The 17,776-nt window shown below is 54.9% G+C and carries 16 protein-coding genes and 2 tRNA genes; 5 read left to right on the top strand and 13 right to left on the bottom strand.

The features are described from left to right. Positions 1–202 precede the first annotated feature (202 nt). Positions 203–1,072, bottom strand: a complete 870-nt coding sequence (locus PSES9_RS0116125) for a LysR family transcriptional regulator (RefSeq protein WP_010488655.1) — start codon at positions 1,070–1,072, stop codon at positions 203–205. Positions 1,073–1,274: 202 nt separating this feature from the next. On the opposite strand from PSES9_RS0116125, the gene PSES9_RS0116120 reads away from it, so the two are divergent. Next, positions 1,275–1,952, top strand: a complete 678-nt coding sequence (locus PSES9_RS0116120) for a nitroreductase (protein WP_029529593.1) — start codon at positions 1,275–1,277, stop codon at positions 1,950–1,952. An 804-nt stretch (positions 1,953–2,756) separates the two neighbouring features. Continuing rightward, positions 2,757–4,025 (top strand): tannase/feruloyl esterase family alpha/beta hydrolase, encoded by a 1,269-nt coding sequence (locus PSES9_RS0116115; RefSeq protein ID WP_083840283.1) that lies wholly within the window; start codon positions 2,757–2,759, stop codon positions 4,023–4,025. A gap of 542 nt (positions 4,026–4,567) precedes the next feature. Here PSES9_RS0116115 and PSES9_RS0116105 read toward each other — a convergent pair. The 12 genes from PSES9_RS0116105 to PSES9_RS0116050 all read right to left on the bottom strand — a co-directional run bounded on the left by PSES9_RS0116105 (position 4,568) and on the right by PSES9_RS0116050 (position 15,962). Further along, positions 4,568–4,643, bottom strand: a tRNA-Thr gene (locus PSES9_RS0116105). Between the two features lie 278 nt (positions 4,644–4,921). Then, positions 4,922–6,136, bottom strand: coding sequence for a methyltransferase (locus tag PSES9_RS0116100; protein ID WP_010488645.1), 1,215 nt, complete (start codon positions 6,134–6,136; stop codon positions 4,922–4,924). 45 nt (positions 6,137–6,181) lie between these two features. Continuing rightward, a complete protein-coding gene (locus PSES9_RS0116095) occupies positions 6,182–6,871 on the bottom strand; it encodes an ABC transporter permease (RefSeq protein ID WP_010488643.1) in 690 nt (229 codons plus the stop codon). Further along, the gene (locus PSES9_RS0116090) at positions 6,868–7,563 is read right to left on the bottom strand and encodes an ABC transporter permease (RefSeq protein ID WP_010488641.1); all 696 of its coding nucleotides are present in this window, start codon (positions 7,561–7,563) and stop codon (positions 6,868–6,870) included. Before PSES9_RS0116090 ends, PSES9_RS0116095 begins: the two co-directional genes overlap by 4 nt. 52 nt (positions 7,564–7,615) lie before the next feature. Continuing rightward, the gene (locus PSES9_RS0116085) at positions 7,616–8,368 is read right to left on the bottom strand and encodes an ABC transporter substrate-binding protein (RefSeq protein WP_010488638.1); all 753 of its coding nucleotides are present in this window, start codon (positions 8,366–8,368) and stop codon (positions 7,616–7,618) included. Positions 8,369–8,384: 16 nt separating this feature from the next. After that, on the bottom strand, positions 8,385–9,158 hold the full coding sequence (locus PSES9_RS0116080; RefSeq protein WP_010488637.1) for an ABC transporter ATP-binding protein: 774 nt from the start codon (positions 9,156–9,158) through the stop codon (positions 8,385–8,387). A gap of 384 nt (positions 9,159–9,542) precedes the next feature. Then, the gene (locus PSES9_RS0116075; RefSeq protein WP_010488634.1) at positions 9,543–10,697 is read right to left on the bottom strand and encodes a Fic family protein; all 1,155 of its coding nucleotides are present in this window, start codon (positions 10,695–10,697) and stop codon (positions 9,543–9,545) included. Between the two features lie 340 nt (positions 10,698–11,037). Beyond that, a tRNA-Phe gene (locus tag PSES9_RS0116070) sits at positions 11,038–11,113 on the bottom strand. Between the two features lie 133 nt (positions 11,114–11,246). Continuing rightward, positions 11,247–11,519, bottom strand: a complete 273-nt coding sequence (locus PSES9_RS0116065; protein WP_010488632.1) for an oxidative damage protection protein — start codon at positions 11,517–11,519, stop codon at positions 11,247–11,249. After that, a complete protein-coding gene (gene mutY, locus PSES9_RS0116060) occupies positions 11,516–12,583 on the bottom strand; it encodes an A/G-specific adenine glycosylase (protein ID WP_010488630.1) in 1,068 nt (355 codons plus the stop codon). Before mutY ends, PSES9_RS0116065 begins: the two co-directional genes overlap by 4 nt. Next, entirely contained in the window at positions 12,580–14,793 is a 2,214-nt protein-coding gene (locus PSES9_RS0116055) for an AsmA family protein (RefSeq protein ID WP_010488628.1), read from the bottom strand. Before PSES9_RS0116055 ends, mutY begins: the two co-directional genes overlap by 4 nt. A 59-nt stretch (positions 14,794–14,852) precedes the next feature. Beyond that, positions 14,853–15,962, bottom strand: coding sequence for an NAD(P)/FAD-dependent oxidoreductase (locus tag PSES9_RS0116050; protein ID WP_010488625.1), 1,110 nt, complete (start codon positions 15,960–15,962; stop codon positions 14,853–14,855). A gap of 266 nt (positions 15,963–16,228) precedes the next feature. Here PSES9_RS0116050 and hisB point away from each other — a divergent pair, with 266 nt between their 5' ends. The 3 genes from hisB to PSES9_RS0116035 are packed head-to-tail and all read left to right on the top strand — an operon-like array spanning position 16,229 to position 17,721. Beyond that, a complete protein-coding gene (gene hisB, locus PSES9_RS0116045) occupies positions 16,229–16,822 on the top strand; it encodes an imidazoleglycerol-phosphate dehydratase HisB (RefSeq protein ID WP_010488624.1) in 594 nt (197 codons plus the stop codon). Further along, entirely contained in the window at positions 16,822–17,460 is a 639-nt protein-coding gene (gene hisH / locus PSES9_RS0116040; RefSeq protein WP_010488621.1) for an imidazole glycerol phosphate synthase subunit HisH, read from the top strand. The genes hisB and hisH overlap by 1 nt, the downstream gene beginning before the upstream one ends. Further along, positions 17,461–17,721 carry a DUF2164 domain-containing protein gene (locus PSES9_RS0116035; RefSeq protein ID WP_010488619.1) on the top strand — a complete coding sequence of 87 codons (261 nt, stop codon included), beginning with the start codon at positions 17,461–17,463 and terminating at the stop codon, positions 17,719–17,721. Positions 17,722–17,776 lie beyond the last annotated feature (55 nt).

Genomic DNA, 17,776 nt, shown 5'->3' with positions numbered 1-17,776 from the left:
GGAGATGGCCTGGAGTAGGGCGGCCGCAAAACCTGCTCTTTCCGGTACGGCGTTGCCCCCATGTCCTATTCCGGACTCAGCGTTGAAGAGCGCGCCACCATTTAAAAAAGCGACAGTCGAGCAGCGTTGAATACCTAAGGGCTGCTATTTCACTCAGGTCATGGATTGGTCAAACACTACAAGCAGACGTTGCTGCTGCCATTTAACTCAGTTTCTCCGCCCACTCTGTACAAAATTCCAGATACGCCCGCACCAGCGCCGAAGGATGTTTATAACGGGCATAGACAAGGTGTAGTGGAAGGTTCTGCGTAGCTATACCGGGTAAAAGCTGTATGAGCTTGCCGCTTTCCAGCCATGGTCTGGCTGAGAAATTCAGCAGTTGCACAATACCCTTACCACCTAGTGCGTATTGAATTAAGCCGTGTGAATTATTGGTGGAAAAAAATGGCTCGTATTTAATTTTTTCGGAACCAGAGACCCATTCAAAATTGCTTTGATTCAGTTTCTCCCAGGCAATAATCGGTAGCTGGGCCATTTCAGCCAGTGTCTCAGGTGTCCCGTGGCGCGCTATAAACTCGGGACTCGCCACAAACAACGTTTCCAGAGTCATAAGAGGTTTAGCGATAACATCATCTGTATGCAGTTCACCCACTCTAAGCGCCACATCTACGCCATCTTCAAACAGGTCAACGACTCGTTCACTGGAATGACAAAATACCTTGATATCCGGATAGCGCTGCTGAAATTCGATCAGCAAGTCCCACCAGAGGGAGAAATTAGGTGGGATAGACAGGCGCAATTTACCCTGTAGCGTGTGGGCTGTGGTGACGGATTTTTGCGCGTCTTCCAATAGCTCGATTGCGGGGCGCACCTGCTCAAAAAAATTTTGCCCTTTATAAGTGGGTTTAACCCCGAGCCGTGATCGCTCCAGAAGTTGCACATTTAGGGTTAGCTCAAGCTCATTAATTTTTCGACTCAAGGTGGAGATTGGTACACCCAGTCTGTCACTGGCTGCAGAAAAGCTTCCGGCATTCACCACCAAAATGAACAGTCGTGCTGCGTTGTAATCCATTTTCTTTCCATATTTGGAAACATGCCTTCGATTTTTGGTGGTTCTATTCCATTTTTCAAGTGGGCAAAATTTGGCTGAATGTTTCTATCCGCGATTCAAAAATGAATCATCGGGTGACTAAAAAGTTTAACCCTCCGCCCTCCGCTTATACAGAGCACTTGTGTTTTCGGACTAAGGCGGCACTAATTACCAGAGGTAAGCCATGTCTAGATCAACGCTGTTCCGTGATGTCGTGCGTGAGCGCCATTCTGTGCGCGATTTCCTCCCTCAACCTGTTCCAGAAGACATCCTCCGTTCAGTTTTAGAAGATGCACAGCGCGCACCTTCCAACTGTAATACTCAGCCGTGGCAGACGCATATTGTTTCAGGAGCAAAACTTGACGCACTGAGTAAGGCCATTCTTGCGGCGGATGACGCTGGTCATCTGACGCCAGATTTCAGTTTTGATACCAGTGATTTCCATGGCGTTTACCGTGAACGCGCAAAGGAGCAAGGTGGGGCTTATTATCAGGCCATCGGCGTTAAACGTGAGGACCGTGAGCTGCGACGCGAAGCCTCTCGTCGTAATCTGGAGTTCTTCGGTGCGCGTCATGTAGCGCTGCTTTTTATGCCGTCAGTGGGTGATAACGTTCGTGTCGCTGGTGACATAGGAATGTATGCCCAAACACTTCTGCTGTCTCTCACTGCTCATGGCTTAGGCGGTGTGCCGCAGACGATGCTGGGATTTTATGCCGAAACCATTCGCCAGGAATTGGGCATTGATCCGTCGTCAAAATTACTGTTTGGTATTTCTTTGGGCTACCCGGACAGGGATCATCCTGGAAATCAGTACAGAATCAATAAAGCGCCCCTCGGTGAAAGTGTTATTTTTCATCAGTGAGTTAAATGCTTTATAAAAATAGAACTCCTTTCAAGATCTGTCTTGGAGCTTGTTAAAACAGGCCAGGGAACAGCCCAGCAGCGTAAATGCGTACAGGAACGACGTCGCTTGGTCATCAGGCATACCTCTCTGGCGAGCATTCTCGTCCTGAATGGTTTCCGGGATCAGTAGGCCACTACAAGGCGACCCTGTTACTACAGATATTGCCAAAAAGCTTGGTAATCCGGTCACAAGGAGTCTTGTCCGCACAGTCGTACAGCATGCGCCGCTTACCGGTGCGCGCGGTGGTTTAAGGCCGTGATCGCAGCTACCCCAGGTGTAGATCAGACAGTTCTGCATGTGCGTACATTTCTTTCAGAACTGGGTGCGACTTAAAAGCTAAATCCCAGATACCGGCGTTATCCTGTTTGCATCACGCCCGTTTCGAGTCAGTTTCAAAAGGCAACAGCATGGAGAAAAGCCGAATGTCCGATATAGCACTCAAAGTTTCTGATTTTTCGCAGTGGGTTGACGTGGGTAACACGGTTACTTTGGAAGCCAACGAGGCATCTTTTGAGCTTTCACATATTCAGGCTGCGGTAGCTCATCTCGATGTGGAGGTTGTCTCCGTCCGAATTAACCGGACAGGACAGTACCAGGCGCCGGTACCGGCTTATTTTCCGCCAACAGATGGGACTCCGCCTGCGCCGCTGATATCGAACCTTCCTGATTTCTGTGATGTCCGGCTGACGAAACGTGACCCGGCAGGTCACCAAGTGGCATTTACAGTCTGGCTGCCGATGACTCCCCCCCCCCCGCCGCTTCTTGGGAACCGGCGGTGGTGGCAACCGATCGCACCACGAATGGTCGTACCCCGAGGGGATAGTGCGAATTATGACGATGCCGATTGCGCTGCGAAACGGCTTTGCGACCGCTGCCACCGATGCGGGTTATGGCGATGACCCCAGGTTTGCAGATTGGCCGCTGGACGAGGCGACCAATCAACTTGACTGGTCCTTGATTGAAAACTGGCTGCATCGCAGTAAGCATGACATGGCGGTGATCGCCAAGGCCGTAATTGGGGCAGCTTACGGAGAGAGTCCGATTTACTCCTACTTCCAGGGAACATCTGGAGGCGGGCGCGACGCTCTGGCGCAAGTACAGCAGCATCCGGAGGACTTTGACGGTATTTGGGCGTCCGATCCTGCGATTAATTGGACGAAACTTTGCGCGGCCGACTTGTGGCCAGCCATGGTGATGAAGGAAAGCGGAAACCCGCTTCCTCCGGAGAAACTCCGTGTATTTCGCAGGGCGGTCTTGGAAGATTTTCCTTGGCTGGATGGTTCCATCGACCATCACATGGCTCCTATGCACCCAGTTCAGTTTGATGCGAACAAAGTCGTCGGTACAGTTACAGATGTAGGGCCCATTACCGAACGTGACGCAGAGGTCATGAATAAGATCTGGACCGGCCCCGTCAATAGAGTGGGTAAGTCGCTGTGGTTCGGCCTACGCCCTGGAACTGAAAGTTGGGGGGACAATCTTGTGCAGTTCGGCATTGCGTCAACTAAGGAGGTCAATGGCGTTTTGGAGCCAGAGCCTTTTGTGATGGCCGTTTCCTATTTTAAGACCTGGATATTCCGTGACCCAAATTGGGATTGGAAAACCCTGGACACGGAAACATATCTCGATCTTTTCGAAAAAGGTGTCAGCGAGTTCTCTAGTCGTATAGACACCAACAAGACAGATCTAAGCGCATTCTCAGCGCTGTCTCACAAGCTGCTTCTGACCCAGGGCGCCGCTGACGGCGCTATTTTCCCTGATGGAGTTGTCGAATATTACAAGGTGCTCGTCCAGGAAAATGGAGGCTTAGATACAACGAAAGACTTTCTACGCTTCTTTCTGTCTCCGGGGGATTATCATTCCAGCCTGGAAAAGGGGCCAGGCATCAATGTTGCCGAAGGGATGACGGCGTTGATGCGATGGGTGGAAGAGGGCGAGGCACCTGATAGCATCCAAATAAGCGCGATCGATCCTCAGAGCGGGCAAGTCAGATACATTCGATCCCTAAGCTCGGTCGAGGCAATGGGTTAAGCTGGATTACGCTTGGCAAATATCCGATGGCGTAGCTTGGCTTGCTAGCGCTATGCGCTCTGGATGTCATCGTAGTTCGCTGCAATAATCTTGGGAAATGCCTGCTGGGCTGGACGAGCGCAGTTCTGCAGGCCTAGTTTGCGTGGTCTTATCAGATTCATCCATTGCAACCATGCGTCGTAGACTTGAGGATTGGTCTGTTTCAACCTGGAAATCTTGTTGGCGCTAGCTTCCGCATCTTTGCATCGCATGGCACCTGCTCTGGCGTCTGAACCCAGTGGGTCAAGGGTCAGTTTCGCTGAAGCTTGCGGCTAGTTGTAATGGCAAGTAGTAAAACGGTGATCCTGGCTCTGGGTCAGGCTCAATTAAGAGTGCGCTTGCCCATGCTGGCGTTGTGCTCCTGAGCCAGGCATGTTGCCCCGCGCATTCACCCTAAGACGCTTGTCGCGATTTCGCCAACCGAGATGTGGAGGGCGTATCCCTACCCGAACCCGGATTTCAGGCACAAAAAAGGCCCACATCACTGTGGGCCTTTCTGTATATGGTGCCGGCACCAAGAGTCGAACTCGGGACCTACTGATTACAAGTCAGTTGCTCTACCAACTGAGCTATACCGGCATTTGTGGGGCGCATTATATAGATAAGTTTCTGGCTGACAAGGGCTTTTGGCGCGTTTTTTTGTACGCTTGGCTATGAGCAGCAAAATCCTTATGCACAATGGCTAGGTATTTAATCAATTGGTATGGGGTAAATGTGCTTGCCATCACATTGCTATGCAAGCTTATGTTTTTGTTACTAATTCGCTATTGGTCAAACTGGGTCGGTTTTTTGCAAGGTGGATTTCAGCGGCTTTGGGGCGACTTTTGCAGAATCTATCAACAAAGTTATCCACAGCTTTATCGGGCAAAAGCGATACGCTCGGCGACCAGCATCAGATTGCGCGGAGTGAGCTCCCGTGAGCAGAAGGTACCAAGCTGGACGGCGTAGCCTTGCTCGCGTAAATACAGGGCGCGGTCAAGCAGTAGCCAGACTTCCAGCGGTCGACGAAACAGACTGCGCAGCAACTCCAAATTGCGCACCTGAGCCAGTAACTCCCAGCCTTTTGCTTCGAGTTTTACCCAGTCGGTGGTGGCCGGCGGGGATGCAATATCTTTGAGCTTGGCGAGGTCGGTACAGAACTCGGCGAAGGGTTTGTTGAGCCAGGCTGAGGCAAGCGGTGGTGTGGGCAAATATTCGTCGAGCCCACGTATTTCGCGCTGTAGACAGTCGAAGGCCAGGCGCCTGGCCATGGAAATATCGCGCTGCTTTTGCACGCGAGCACCGGCAGTTACCGTTTCGCTCAAGGGCAAGCCGAGGTCTTGTATGGACAGTTCAAGCCCTGCTGCCTTGGCCGGTTGGGACAGCGGTTGATAGTGGCGGGAGCCGATCCGGTTATAGCAGCAAGGCGCGATTGCCAGTTGCTGGCAACCGACCTCGCTCGCCAGTTTCATCAACCGCACGTGCAGGTCGCCACAAGCGTGCAATGCTACTGCCGTGTGCTCGCTTTTGAGTCGTTCTATTGCGTTTGGGGCCAGCACATCCTGTTCAATATGCTCGGCATTAATGCCCTGTTTTAGACTGAGCCGCGCACCTTTATCCACAAGCTCGGGATCATGTTCCAAACAGCTCAGGGCTTGGCCTTGTCGGGCTAACAATCGTCCCAGGTGGCCTTTGCCCGAGCACCAGTCGAGCCAGTGCCGTGTTGGCTGGTCAAAGTTCAGGCTGCTGGCGAATGCCTGGATTTGCAGCCATTTACGACCAGGAATGTCGGTGCTCAGGCGATTAGGCCATCGAGGACTGTCAACCTGTGGCAGCGGGGCGATATGGCACAGTGCCCGGGCTTGCTCGGCCAGGCTCGCAAAGGGCTCAGGCGCTTCTAGCGTGTGCGGTTCAGCCTGGGCCTGCTCGGCCTGGGCCAGGCTGCGCGATTTCAACCAGTTCGCCAATTGCGGGTAGGTGTGCTCCCAGGCCATGGGCCGGTCACTGAATGGGCGCGGGCGCCAGAGCGCCTGGTGATCGCCAAGGAAGCGGTTTAGCGCCTCAAAGTGCTCGGCTAGGTCCTTGGTTGGCATGGGTGTGTCTTCGTCAGGCTGCAGGCCGTTGGGGCCTGCAGTGTTTTAGCGACCTTGGCAGGCGTCTCCCCGTAGCCAACGCTCAAGCAACCTGAATGCCTGGACGAGGACGTAGGCAATCACCAGGTAGAACATGCCGGCTGCAAAGAATATCTCCACGGGCAGGTAGGTTCTGGCGATGATGGTGCGCGCCATGCCGGTCAGTTCGAGCAAGGTCACTGTGCTGGCCAGGGCGCTGGCCTTGAGCATCAGGATGACTTCGTTGCTGTAGGCGGGCAGGCCTATGCGGGCCGCGCGTGGCAGGATAATGCGCAGCATGGCTTGGCTGCGTGACATGCCAAGTGCTCGCGCTGCTTCGATTTCACCCTGCGGGACTGACTGAATCGCACCGCGCAGAATCTCGGCAATATAGGCGGTGGTGTGCAACGTCATGGTAATCACGGCGCACCAGAATGGGTCGCGCAGGATAGGCCAGAACGGACCATTGCGCACCGCATCGAATTGAGCCAGGCCGTAATAGACCAGGAACAGCTGGACCAGCAGCGGTGTACCGCGAAAGAAAAAGATATAGCCGTAGGGAAGGCCACGGACCAGCAGGTTCTTTGAGGAGCGGGCGATGCCCATCGGTATTGCCAGGATCAACCCGGCAATGACCGCGATTGCAACCAGTTCCAGGGTCAGTACCGCGCCTTCTGCCAGGCGTGGCAGCCACTTGATGATCACTTCCCAGTTCATGCGGCGCTCCTGCTAAACCCGCGACCTGCGCGCTTCTCAAGGAAGTACATGCCTGTCATGGCAATGATCGTCAGGCCAAGATAGATAAAGGCTGCAACCAGGAAGAAGGTGAAGGGTTCTTTGCTGGCGGTGACGGCGATTTGCGAGCGGCGCATGATTTCATTGAGGCCGATCACCGAAACCAGGGCTGTGTCTTTCATCAGGATCATAAACAGGTTGCCCAGGCCGGGCAGGGCGATGCGCCACATTTGCGGCAGAATCAAGCGCCAGAAGATACGTGCCTTGGACATGCCCAGCGCCTGGCCCGCTTCACGGTGGCCTTTGGGAATGGCCAGGATAGCGCCACGAAAGACTTCAGTGGCATAGGCACCAAAACAAATGCCCAGGGCGATAACACCGGCAGCGAAAGGGCTGAGTTCAAGGCTTTCAAGCCCAAGGACGTCGGCCAAGGTGCGCATCATATTGACGGTGCCGAAGTAAATCAGCAGCACCCAAAGCAATTCGGGTATGCCACGCACAATGGTTGAATAAGTACCGCCCAACCATTGCACAGGCTTGTAAGGCGATGTTTTGGCCAGCGCGCCAAGCAGTCCAAGTACCAGGCCCAACACCAGCGCAGAAAGCGCCAGCTTAATGGTCATCAAGGTACCGGCAGCGAGTGCGGGGCCGAATCCGTAGAGGTCAAAATTCATGGGGGCTCAGATGCTTGCGCCGCCAGGTGAGTGGCGGCGCAAAGCTAGCAGCTTAGTAAATGCTGAAAGGGAAGTACTTGTCGTTGATCTTCTTGTAGGTGCCGTCAGCGACGATCTCTTTCAGAGCAGCGTTGAGCTTCTCGCGCAGAGGGTCGTTCTTGCGCACGGCAATACCGATCTTGTCGTTGTCGAATACTGGGTCGCCTTTGAACTCGAAGTTCTTGCCAGCATCGCTCTTGAGCCATTCCCAGTTGACGAAGGTGTCAGCCAGTACGCCATCAAGACGGCCAGAGGCAAGGTCCAGGTAAGCGTTTTCCTGGGTGTCGTACAGCTTGATGTCGACAACATCGCGCATGTTGTCTTCCAGCCAGGTGCCGGCGATGGTTGCGCGCTGAGCACCGATCACCTTGCCCTTGAGGCTGGCTTTGTCGGTGGTGAAGGTTTTGTCTTTTGGTGCAATGAATTGCAGCTTGTTGGTGTAGTACGGGTCGGTGAAGTCGACCGCTTGCTTACGCTCTTCGGTGATCGACATGGATGCGATCAGGAAGTCGAACTTCTTGGCGTTCAGGGCCGGGATGATGCCGTCCCAGTCGGAAGTCACGACTTCGCATTCGGTTTTCATCTTGGCGCACAGTGCCTGGCCGATTTCGACGTCGAAGCCGCCGACTTTGCCGCTTGCGTCAATCAGGTTGAAGGGAGGGTAAGCGCCTTCAGTACCGAGTTTTAGTTTGTCAGCGGCGACTGCGCTGGTGCCAAAAGCCAGAGTGGCGGCTCCAGCCAATAAGATTTTTTTGTAGTTCTGCATTCAATGTTGCTCCGTGTTAGCGATTGCTTGACATGAATTGTTTGCAACGCGCCGAGTCAGGGTTGTTAAACACCTGCTCGGGCGTTCCTTGTTCTTCTACCAGGCCCTGATGCAGGAAAACCACTTCACTGGAAACCTGACGAGCAAAATTCATCTCGTGGGTGACCAGTAACATGGTGCGGCCTTCATCTGCGAGTGCGCGGATCACATTAAGCACTTCTTGTACCATCTCCGGGTCGAGCGCCGAAGTAGGTTCGTCGAAAAGAATCACTTTTGGCTGCATTGCCAGTGTGCGAGCAATGGCTGCACGCTGTTGCTGACCGCCAGAAAGCTGGTTGGGGTAGACGTGGCGCTTGTCGGCAATACCCACTTTTGCCAGCAATGCTTCGGCGGTTTCAATCGCCTCGGCCTTGCTTTGACCCAGTACGCGGCGCGGCGCTTCGATGATGTTATCGAGCACGCTCATGTGCGGCCACAAATTGAAATTCTGGAATACAAAACCGATTTCGCTGCGCAGGCGGTTGATCTGCTTGCCATCGGCAGCAACCAGTTCGCCATTTTTTGCGGATTTGAGCTTGAGCTCTTCACCGGAGACGATAATTTGCCCCTGGTGCGGGTTTTCCAGCAGGTTGATGCAGCGCAGGAAGGTTGATTTGCCAGAGCCGGAAGAACCAAGAATTGAGATCACATCGCCATCGTGGGCGGTGAGTGAAATGCCCTTGAGCACTTCGAGGTCGCCGTAGCGCTTGTGCAGGTTGCGGATTTCCAGCGCGGCAGCTGCATCGGCCATGGGTTGTCCTCTTGTTATTGGATTAGCGCCAAGTATCAATTGGCCATCCTAGTAAAGCGCCAAGCTAGCACAGCGTCTTGTGGAGCGCCAAGCAGGCTGAAGCCGGTAACGGGGCTGAGTGTGCAAGGGTGTCGCATCACTGCAGTTGCCTGTCGCGCAGATACAAAAACACCAAGCATGCCCGGCATTTTATCCACCTGGTTAAAACAGGGTGTTCGAGTCTAGGCTAAATCAATTTGCTGGGTACTGCGCGTAAATGTGCGCTAAGGAGCTGAATACGCAGCAAAATCCGGCAAATTATGCCCGAGCAATAGCGCTCAATGCCAGCGAGAAGCGACAGGATGGGATGTCAGGTTGCGCGTAAGGTGAGCTGACACCTGGATTTCATGGTTTTTCCAGCGGCTCAGGAATAAAGCCCTGCTCTCTAAGTGACTTGATAACGCCGCGTATCAGGTGGTTGTTGGAAAAACCGATGGTGTATTGCCTTGCTCCCTCGTTGATGGGGAGAAGCAAGCCTTGGTCTACAAGTTTTCTGATTTGGTAGGTTCGTTGGTGGCTTGATAATTCAGGCAGTGCGTCAGCGAGGTCGGCAGACTTCACAACTCTCAGTTTTATGGCCAGGTTTAGTACCGATTCCTCTGCGTTTGTGATCCATTCCCGTTCGCGTGCGAAAGCTACGGCGGGACTGAGGATTGATTTTGTTAAATAAATGTAATTCGTGAGGCGATCTACTTTCCCGAGTTCATCACGAATCCCTTCGAGCACATATGTGCACCAGCTTTCCAGCCCTGTTTTCGTGCCTGTGTCTGCTGTTGCAAGCATTGTGTAGTAACGTTCGCGGTCAATGCAAAATACTGCGGTTGGATTTAGAACGCGCCCGCCAGTGCTTACGTTGAAACCGTATTTAATCAACAGTGCATAGGTGAGTAGTCGTACCGCCCGGCCGTTTCCGTTCGTGAAGGGGTGTATCCAGCCAAACCTGTGATGAGCCAGGGCTACCTTCATAAGGTCATATTTGGGAGAGTCTTCCCGGTTTACGAATGCCACCAACTCTTGCATGTAGCCGGGCACTTGAACAAAGTCAGGCGGGAGATGTTTCGACTGAGATATTTGCACGGGGCTTTGGCGGTATGCGCCGGGCGTCTTATCGCCTTCCCGCGCTAACCCGTCCACGGTTATTGCATGTAGTTCTCTGATCGTATGCTCTGATATTGGTAGGCCTGGCTTGATGATCTCTTCTATGTAGTCCATGGCGTTTTCAATATTAGCCACTTCGCGCAATTGGTCGCTGTCTTGCTCTGTACCTTCTACCTTGCTTTCGATGTAGTCGGCGAGGGTCGTATGATTGCCCTCGATTCGCGCCGACCCCAAGCTCTCGAGTGTATGGAAAATGGCCTTGAGTTGAAAAAAAACAGAAGGTGGGGTGTCGCCTTCCAGTTTTAAGCGGCGAAGGTGTTCTAGCTCGCTGAGCACATCGACTAGGGGCGAGTCGAAGGATGGATTTAGCAGTTTGAGATCGTAATGTGAAAAATCAGGCATGTGGAAATATCTCTGATTAGTAAATCCGATATCTACAATCTGTTGCGCGTATCTATTGATATTACTGGCTTTCTTTTATCGTATGAAGAAAATTATCTTGAAAATTGAATTCGGCTAAGTGAAAAGCACAGGACTTAAACTACGGGGCTTGATGCAGCCAGGGTGTTGGCTATGACTTTTCGGGTGATGGTTACGTTGTTCGGTATGTTGAGATGGGTTCTGCTCAAAATAACTTGAGCAGTCAAAGGCTGGGCAGGGAATTACAGGCAACAAAAAACCCGCACTAGGCGGGTTTCTTGTGGGCTTTCGGGTGGTTTTGGCACCACCTGAAATGAATTAGTGGTGCCCAGAGACGGAATCGAACCGCCGACACGGGGATTTTCAATCCCCTGCTCTACCGACTGAGCTATCTGGGCAACGGGGCGTATTAGACGGATTTGACGAAGGCATGTCAAGCGAAGGTTTGAAAAATATTTAAAGATAACGGGCGCTTACGATGAATTCGGGTGAAATCGATCAAGTTTTGATCAGTTTCACCCTTGCTCGAATTTACTCGCTGGGCGGCACGTAACCTTCAGCCTGTGCGTAATCTTCGCCAGACAGGAATTTATCCATCTCAACCTGGAGGAATTTGCGGTCCTCGGCGTTCATCATGTTCAGGCGGCGCTCGTTGATCAGCAGGGTTTGGTGTTTCTGCCACTCATCCCAGGCTTGCTTGGAGACATTGTTGAAGATGTCTTCACCTTTGGCGCCTGGGTACGGCGGGCGCTCAAGGCCTGGAAGTTCTTGCTTGTGCTTACGGCACATTACGGTGCGGGTCATGACAATTCTCCTGCATTCAAGGCATCTGCCGCGCGCTTGAGCAACTTTTTGACAGGGGCTGCCAGGCCCAGGCGCGGCGGTTGGGCGAGGTTATACCAGAGCCAGTCGGCTTCGGCCACGCTAGCCGGGGCCGTGGTGACCCTGACCAGCCATGGATCGATGGCCAGTTGGAAATGACTGAAGGTATGGGTCAGTTCGGCGAGTTGCTGGCGCGGGCCGATATCCAGTTGATGACTGTTGGCGAGTGATTCCAGTTCTTGCAGGTCAGTCAGCTCTGGCAGGCTCCATAAGCCGCCCCAAAGGCCGCTTGAAGGCCTGCGGTAAAGCAGGATATCACCTGCGTGATTAGCCAAGATTGGCATCAGCGTGCGCTTTTGTGGCAGCGTCTTGCGCGGCTTTGGGACTGGGTAGCGAATTTCCAGGCCCAGCAAGTGGGCCTGGCAGCCAGTCTTGAGCGGGCACAACAGGCAGCTTGGCTTGCTGCGCGTACAGAGGGTGGCGCCAAGGTCCATCATCGCCTGGGTGTAGTTATTTACCCGCTGCTGCGGGGTGAAGCGTTCCGCGACGTCCCAAAGCTGCTGGGCGACTTTGGGCTCGCCGGGATAACCCTCCTGCGCGACATAACGAGCCAGTACGCGCTTGACGTTGCCGTCGAGAATTGGGGCGCGCAGGTTCATGCTCAGGCTGGCAATGGCGCCTGCGGTTGAGCGACCAATGCCGGGCAGGGCGATCAGTGCTTCGAGATCCCGTGGAAACTCGCCAGCGTGTTCGCTCATTATCAACCTGGCGGTTTTTTGCAGGTTGCGGGCGCGGGTGTAGTAGCCCAGCCCGGTCCATAAATGCAGCACCTCATCTTCCGGGGCTTCGGCCAGGTCGCGCACCGTTGGCAGCGCAGCCATGAATCGGTCGAAGTAACCCAGGACAGTGCTGACCTGGGTTTGCTGGAGCATGATTTCAGAAACCCAGACGCGATAGGGGGTTATGTCCTGTTGCCAAGGCAGGTCCTTGCGACCATGCAGGTCATACCATTGCAGAACCGCGCTTGAAAACTGCTCGGGACTCATCGCTTGAACAGGCCCTTGAGCGCGTCCTTCAGTTCCGGGCTGACTTTGTCGCCGAGTTTTTCCTCAAGTTTCTCGGTGAGCTTGTCGCCCGCTAGCTTGGCCGCAACCTTGCCTAGGCCGTCTTTATCCAGGCGGCAAGCCTTGGCGCCAAGTTCGAGTGGGCCACGGCAGCGAATCGGCCACTCAAGGCCCACATAGCGTTCGTTAACCTGGCATGCCGGATCGGGCATTGCACGGGTGTCGCCGAGCAGGGTGACGCCAATGCGGTAGTCCAGGCCCAGCACGCGCAGGTCGAGATCGCCATCGCCGGTTACATTCAGGCCCGGTACTTCGACTTTCAAGTCTGGATTGCTGGCCACGCCATTGCGAAATGTCAGGTTGCCATTCAGGGTTTTGAATGGCGTGTCCTTGCCGTTGATTTCAGGGGTCAGCTGCTTGCGATTGAGTGTGGCGATGCCCTGGCAGATTTGCTGCTCGAGATTGGCGCCGACCAGTACGCCGTTTTCCAGGGCAAAGCTGCTGGTGCCGTTGAGGGCTTCAACCCAGGCTTTTTGACTGTTGCCGCTGGTGGTCAGGTTCGCTTGCAGGTCGAGCAGCCCCCTGACCGGTGCCTTGTTTTCGGCGGTGGTCAGGAAGGGTTCGACTGGCAGGCGCTTGAGGGTGCTTTGCAAGCTGAGCACCGGGGTCGCTGGACGCACATCCACCCGTGCCTTGGCGACGAAACTGCCGCTGCCAAGGCTACCGCTGGCATTGTCGAGCGTGAGCAGGCCGCCTGCGCTTTTTGCTTGCAGGTCGACATTGCTGAAGTTCTGTTTGTCTGCTGTCAATTGATCAAGGTTCAGCGCAACCTGCATGTCGAGTTTGCGCAGGCGGTCGATCGGCAGCACCTGGGCGGAGCTCCATGCCTGCTGGGTCGGTGCATTTGGTAGCTCTGAAGTACCGGCCTTGCCTGCCTTGGCCACACTTTGCTTGACCTCGGCATCACGAGCACTGGCCTCTTTCGACTTTGGTGGCAGGTAGCGATCAAGGTCGAGCTTGTCGCCCTTGAGCTTGACGCGCAGTGCCTGCCTGGAGAAATCGTCCACCGCCAACTCGCCGTTGAACGTGCTGTCGTCGAGCTTGAGTGTCATCTCATTGAATTTGATGCTGCTTGGGCTGCCGCTGAGGCGCGTCACCAGTTCAAACTTGTTCAGTGTGTTTTCGTCGGCCATGGCCGGGATTTCCTGGCCAATGCCCTTGAGGAACTGGCGCAGGTTGACTTCGGCAACCGAGAAGCCACCGCTGAGCTTTGGCTTGTCGCGCAAGTCGGTAACCTTGAGCTCGCCAATTGCCCGCATTTGGTTGGCAGACAGTTTGAGGCTGCTCCATTGGGCAATATTGGCGGCCATATCGACACTCAATTGACCTTGCAGGGCATAGGTCAGGGTTTGGCCGTTAAGGGGCTCGCCGGATGCTTCACCGGAAACCTTGGCGTTTTCAAGTTCGTAGCGTTTCAGTACCCGGTCAAAGCGCAGGTCGCCTTGCAGTTCGGTACGGGCGCGCATCACCGGCTTGTTGATGCCAAAGAAAGCGCTGAGCTTGACCGGTACGCTGGCGCCTTCATGAATGGCGCCGGTGGTCAGCTGGATACTTTCAGCGCTGAATTGCTGGCCCTTTTGGGCGTTGCGGTAGTCAACTCGTGCGCTATTGACGATCAGGCTGTCGATATCCAGCTTGATCGGGTCGCTGGGTTTGCTTGGGGCCTGGGGGGCGGCTTCTGCGGTTTTGTCAGCGGAGTCGGGGGCATCAGTTGCGCTGGCGGTCTTTCTTGGGTGGCCGACGTTTTCCCAGTTGCTGTGGCCCTTGTCGTCGATTTCGAGATTCAGGTTGAGGCCATCAACGCGGATATCGCTCATCTGCACTTCCTTGCGCAGCAGCGGCAACACACGCACGGACAAGCCAAGCAGGCGCAAGTCTGCAAAAGGTTTGTCCGGGGTATCGGCGCTGGCCAGGGTGGCGTCGGTCAACTCAAGGCCCAGCCAGGGGAACAGGCTCCAGCCGATATCGCCATTGAGGGTCAGTTCAAGGTTGGCTTTTTCGCGGGCGAGGTCGCGGATCTCGTCTTTATAGTCGTTGGGATCGAACAAGTGGGTCAGGGCAAAGCCCAGTGCCACAATGATCAGCAGCAGTCCGAGGAAAAATAGGCCCAGGATTTTGCCGAGCGATTTCATGACCGATTCCTTGTATGCATTAGCTTGAATATAAACGGATAAGTATAGCGTTGCGTGGGTTACAAATTAACGCCTGCAACGCGTTCGGCAATTGCCAGGCTGGCAGTAAGGCCCGGCGACTCTATGCCAAACAGGTTGATCAACCCGTCCAAACCGTGGTCGGCAGGGGTTTGGATGACGAAGTCGGCAGCCGGTTCCCCTGGCCCTGACAGCTTTGGACGGACGCCACTGTAACCCGGCACAAGGCGAGAGCTGTCGAGTTTCGGAAAATATCGGCGGATTGCCTGGGCGAAGGGTTCGAGCAAAGTGGCATCCAGGCTGTAGTCAATGTGTTCGACGTAGCGGGTGTCGGGGCCGAAACGCAGTTGGCCACCCAAGTCCAGCGTGGCATGGACACCCAGTCCAGTCGCATTGGCCTCGGGCATGGGGTAGATCAAGTGACTAAATGGCGAACGTGCGCTGTAGCTGAAGTAGCGACCCTGGCACAGGTGCAGCTTAGGTATCGAGCCCGCATTGAGTCCAACGGTGTTCTGTGCCAGTTGCTGGGCAAACAGCCCGCCCGCGTTTATTACCTGCTGAGCCATGAGGCTAAAGGGTTCGCCGCAGCTGACACCCTGGACAATCCAGCCGCTGGCCGAGGGCTCGAGTTGCTCAATGCGTGTGTCGAGCACCAGTTGCGCGTCCTTGCGTTCAGCGGTGGCGAGCAGCGATTGCAAATAGACATGACTGTCGATGATCCCGGTGTTTGGCGACAGCAAGGCCTCTACCCCGTGAACTGCAGGTTCGAGGTCGTGCAGTTGTTGCTGGCTTATGGCTTGCAGCTCATCAACGCCGCAGGCGCTGGCATTCTCGGCGATGGCTGTGAGCTGGCTGCGTTCGTCATCGTTGACCGCCACCAAAAGCTTGCCGATGCGTTGATGCGGCACCTGATGCTCGGCACACCAGGCATACAGCCGTTCGCGACCTTCAAGGCACAACTGCGCCTTGAGGGAATTGGCTGCGTAATAAATGCCTGGGTGAATGACCTCGGAGTTGCGGCTGGAAGTGTGGCTGCCGATGAGTTTTTCACGCTCGACAATCAGGGTGCTTTCGCCAGGCTTGGCAAGGCGGGCGGCGCAGGCCAGGCCGAGTGCGCCGGCGCCGATGATCAAACGGTCAATTGTGTCCATGCTGATTCGTCTAAGTCTGCTGGGGTCATGGAGAAATAGTGCCGCAAAACGATGGCTTGGGCCTATTGCTGTTTTAGCAGCGCCTGTTGCTGTCCCGTGTCGCGCGACAGGCAAGGGCTGCGATGCCTGCGTAGACACTGGGTTTCGGACAATTTCCTACTAACGGTAATTGGCTGGACGTGCGCAATGGTTATCCCCGGTAGCCGCCTAGGATAAGGCTGCCTATAATGGCTACCCTTTTGCATAACGATTGAGTGGAGCAGGTGATGGCCGAACGTACGGCATTCGTCGAGCGCAACACACTGGAGACCCAAATCAAGGTCTCGATCAACCTGGATGGTACTGGCAAGGCACGATTCGACATCGGCGTGCCATTTCTTGAGCACATGCTTGACCAGATCGCTCGCCACGGCCTGATTGACCTTGATATCGAGTGTAAGGGTGACTTGCACATCGACGACCACCACACAGTCGAAGATGTTGGCATTACCCTCGGTCAGGCCTTCACCAAAGCCATTGGCGACAAGAAAGGCATGACCCGTTACGGCCACTCCTATGTGCCGTTGGACGAGGCGCTGTCGCGCGTGGTCATCGACTTCTCGGGGCGCCCCGGCTTGCAGATGCATGTGCCTTTCACCCGTGCGGTGGTGGGTGGCTTTGACGTTGACCTGTTCCAGGAATTCTTCCAGGGCTTCGTCAACCATGCACTGGTGAGCCTGCACATCGACAACCTGCGTGGCACCAACACCCACCACCAGATCGAAACCGTGTTCAAGGCATTTGGTCGCGCGCTGCGCATGGCGGTTGAGCTTGATCCGCGCATGGCCGGGCAGATGCCATCGACCAAGGGCGTGCTCTGATGCAGACGGTAGCCGTTATCGACTACGGCATGGGCAACCTGCACTCGGTGTCCAAGGCGCTCGAACATGTGGGCGCCGGCCGTGTTCTGGTGACCAGCGATGCCCAGGTGATTCGCGAAGCTGATCGCGTGGTGTTCCCGGGTGTCGGTGCGATTCGCGATTGCATGGCCGAAATCCGCCGTTTGGGCTTTGACCAATTGGTGCGTGAGGTCAGTCAGGACCGCCCGTTCCTCGGTATCTGCGTGGGTATGCAGGCCTTGATGGATCGCAGCGAAGAAAATGGCGGCGTCGAGTGCATCGGCCAGTTCCCGGGTTCCGTGCGTTTCTTTGGCAAGGGCCAGGTTGAAGATGGTGAGGCGCTGAAGGTCCCGCACATGGGTTGGAATGAAGTCGCGCAAACGGTCAAGCATCCGCTGTGGCACAACATTCCGGACATGGCGCGTTTCTACTTTGTGCACAGCTATTACGTCGAAGCGGGCAACCCCAAGCAGGTGGTCGGTCGTGGGCATTACGGCAACGATTTTGCCGCAGCGCTGGCTGACGGTTCGCGTTTTGCCGTGCAGTTCCATCCGGAAAAAAGCCACACCCATGGACTGCAATTGCTGCAGAACTTCGCTGCGTGGGACGGTCGCTGGTAAATGGCCCGGGGCAAGGATAAAAGCCCAGTCCTGAGCCTCGAACCGGCCCAGGAAGCGGCTGCGGTTGCCAGCCTGCAGAAGTTTCTCGACCAGCGTTTCGAATTTGAGCTGGGCTCGTTTGAAGTGCAGGAGATTCTCGAACTGTTCAACCGCGAGATCGCGCCGCTTTACTACAACAAGGCTGTTGATGATGTGCAAAGCCTGCTTAGAGACAGGTTCGAGAGCATCGAAAGCGACTTGTGGGCGCTGGAAAAAAGTTAATGAACCGCTGGATCGCCTCGTGCAGGTGGGAGGCTTCAACGGCTCGCTGTGATTA

The sequence above is a fragment of the Pseudomonas sp. S9 genome (assembly GCF_000222125.1).
Classification (GTDB): Bacteria; Pseudomonadota; Gammaproteobacteria; order Pseudomonadales; family Pseudomonadaceae; genus Aquipseudomonas; species Aquipseudomonas segetis.
This window is presented reverse-complemented; position numbering and strand designations above follow the sequence as displayed.

Coding starts and splice junctions, on each gene's coding strand:
- PSES9_RS0116080 (WP_010488637.1), bottom strand. CDS start 9,158: ATGGCCGATGCAGCTGCCGCGCTGGAAATCCGCAACCTGCACAAGCGC.
- PSES9_RS0116035 (WP_010488619.1), top strand. CDS start 17,461: ATGGCCCGGGGCAAGGATAAAAGCCCAGTCCTGAGCCTCGAACCGGCC.
- PSES9_RS0116065 (WP_010488632.1), bottom strand. CDS start 11,519: ATGACCCGCACCGTAATGTGCCGTAAGCACAAGCAAGAACTTCCAGGC.
- PSES9_RS0116050 (WP_010488625.1), bottom strand. CDS start 15,962: ATGGACACAATTGACCGTTTGATCATCGGCGCCGGCGCACTCGGCCTG.
- PSES9_RS0116100 (WP_010488645.1), bottom strand. CDS start 6,136: ATGCCAACCAAGGACCTAGCCGAGCACTTTGAGGCGCTAAACCGCTTC.
- PSES9_RS0116090 (WP_010488641.1), bottom strand. CDS start 7,563: ATGAATTTTGACCTCTACGGATTCGGCCCCGCACTCGCTGCCGGTACC.
- PSES9_RS0116120 (WP_029529593.1), top strand. CDS start 1,275: ATGTCTAGATCAACGCTGTTCCGTGATGTCGTGCGTGAGCGCCATTCT.
- PSES9_RS0116125 (WP_010488655.1), bottom strand. CDS start 1,072: ATGGATTACAACGCAGCACGACTGTTCATTTTGGTGGTGAATGCCGGA.
- hisH (WP_010488621.1), top strand. CDS start 16,822: ATGCAGACGGTAGCCGTTATCGACTACGGCATGGGCAACCTGCACTCG.
- PSES9_RS0116095 (WP_010488643.1), bottom strand. CDS start 6,871: ATGAACTGGGAAGTGATCATCAAGTGGCTGCCACGCCTGGCAGAAGGC.
- PSES9_RS0116055 (WP_010488628.1), bottom strand. CDS start 14,793: ATGAAATCGCTCGGCAAAATCCTGGGCCTATTTTTCCTCGGACTGCTG.
- PSES9_RS0116075 (WP_010488634.1), bottom strand. CDS start 10,697: ATGCCTGATTTTTCACATTACGATCTCAAACTGCTAAATCCATCCTTC.
- PSES9_RS0116085 (WP_010488638.1), bottom strand. CDS start 8,368: ATGCAGAACTACAAAAAAATCTTATTGGCTGGAGCCGCCACTCTGGCT.
- hisB (WP_010488624.1), top strand. CDS start 16,229: ATGGCCGAACGTACGGCATTCGTCGAGCGCAACACACTGGAGACCCAA.
- mutY (WP_010488630.1), bottom strand. CDS start 12,583: ATGAGTCCCGAGCAGTTTTCAAGCGCGGTTCTGCAATGGTATGACCTG.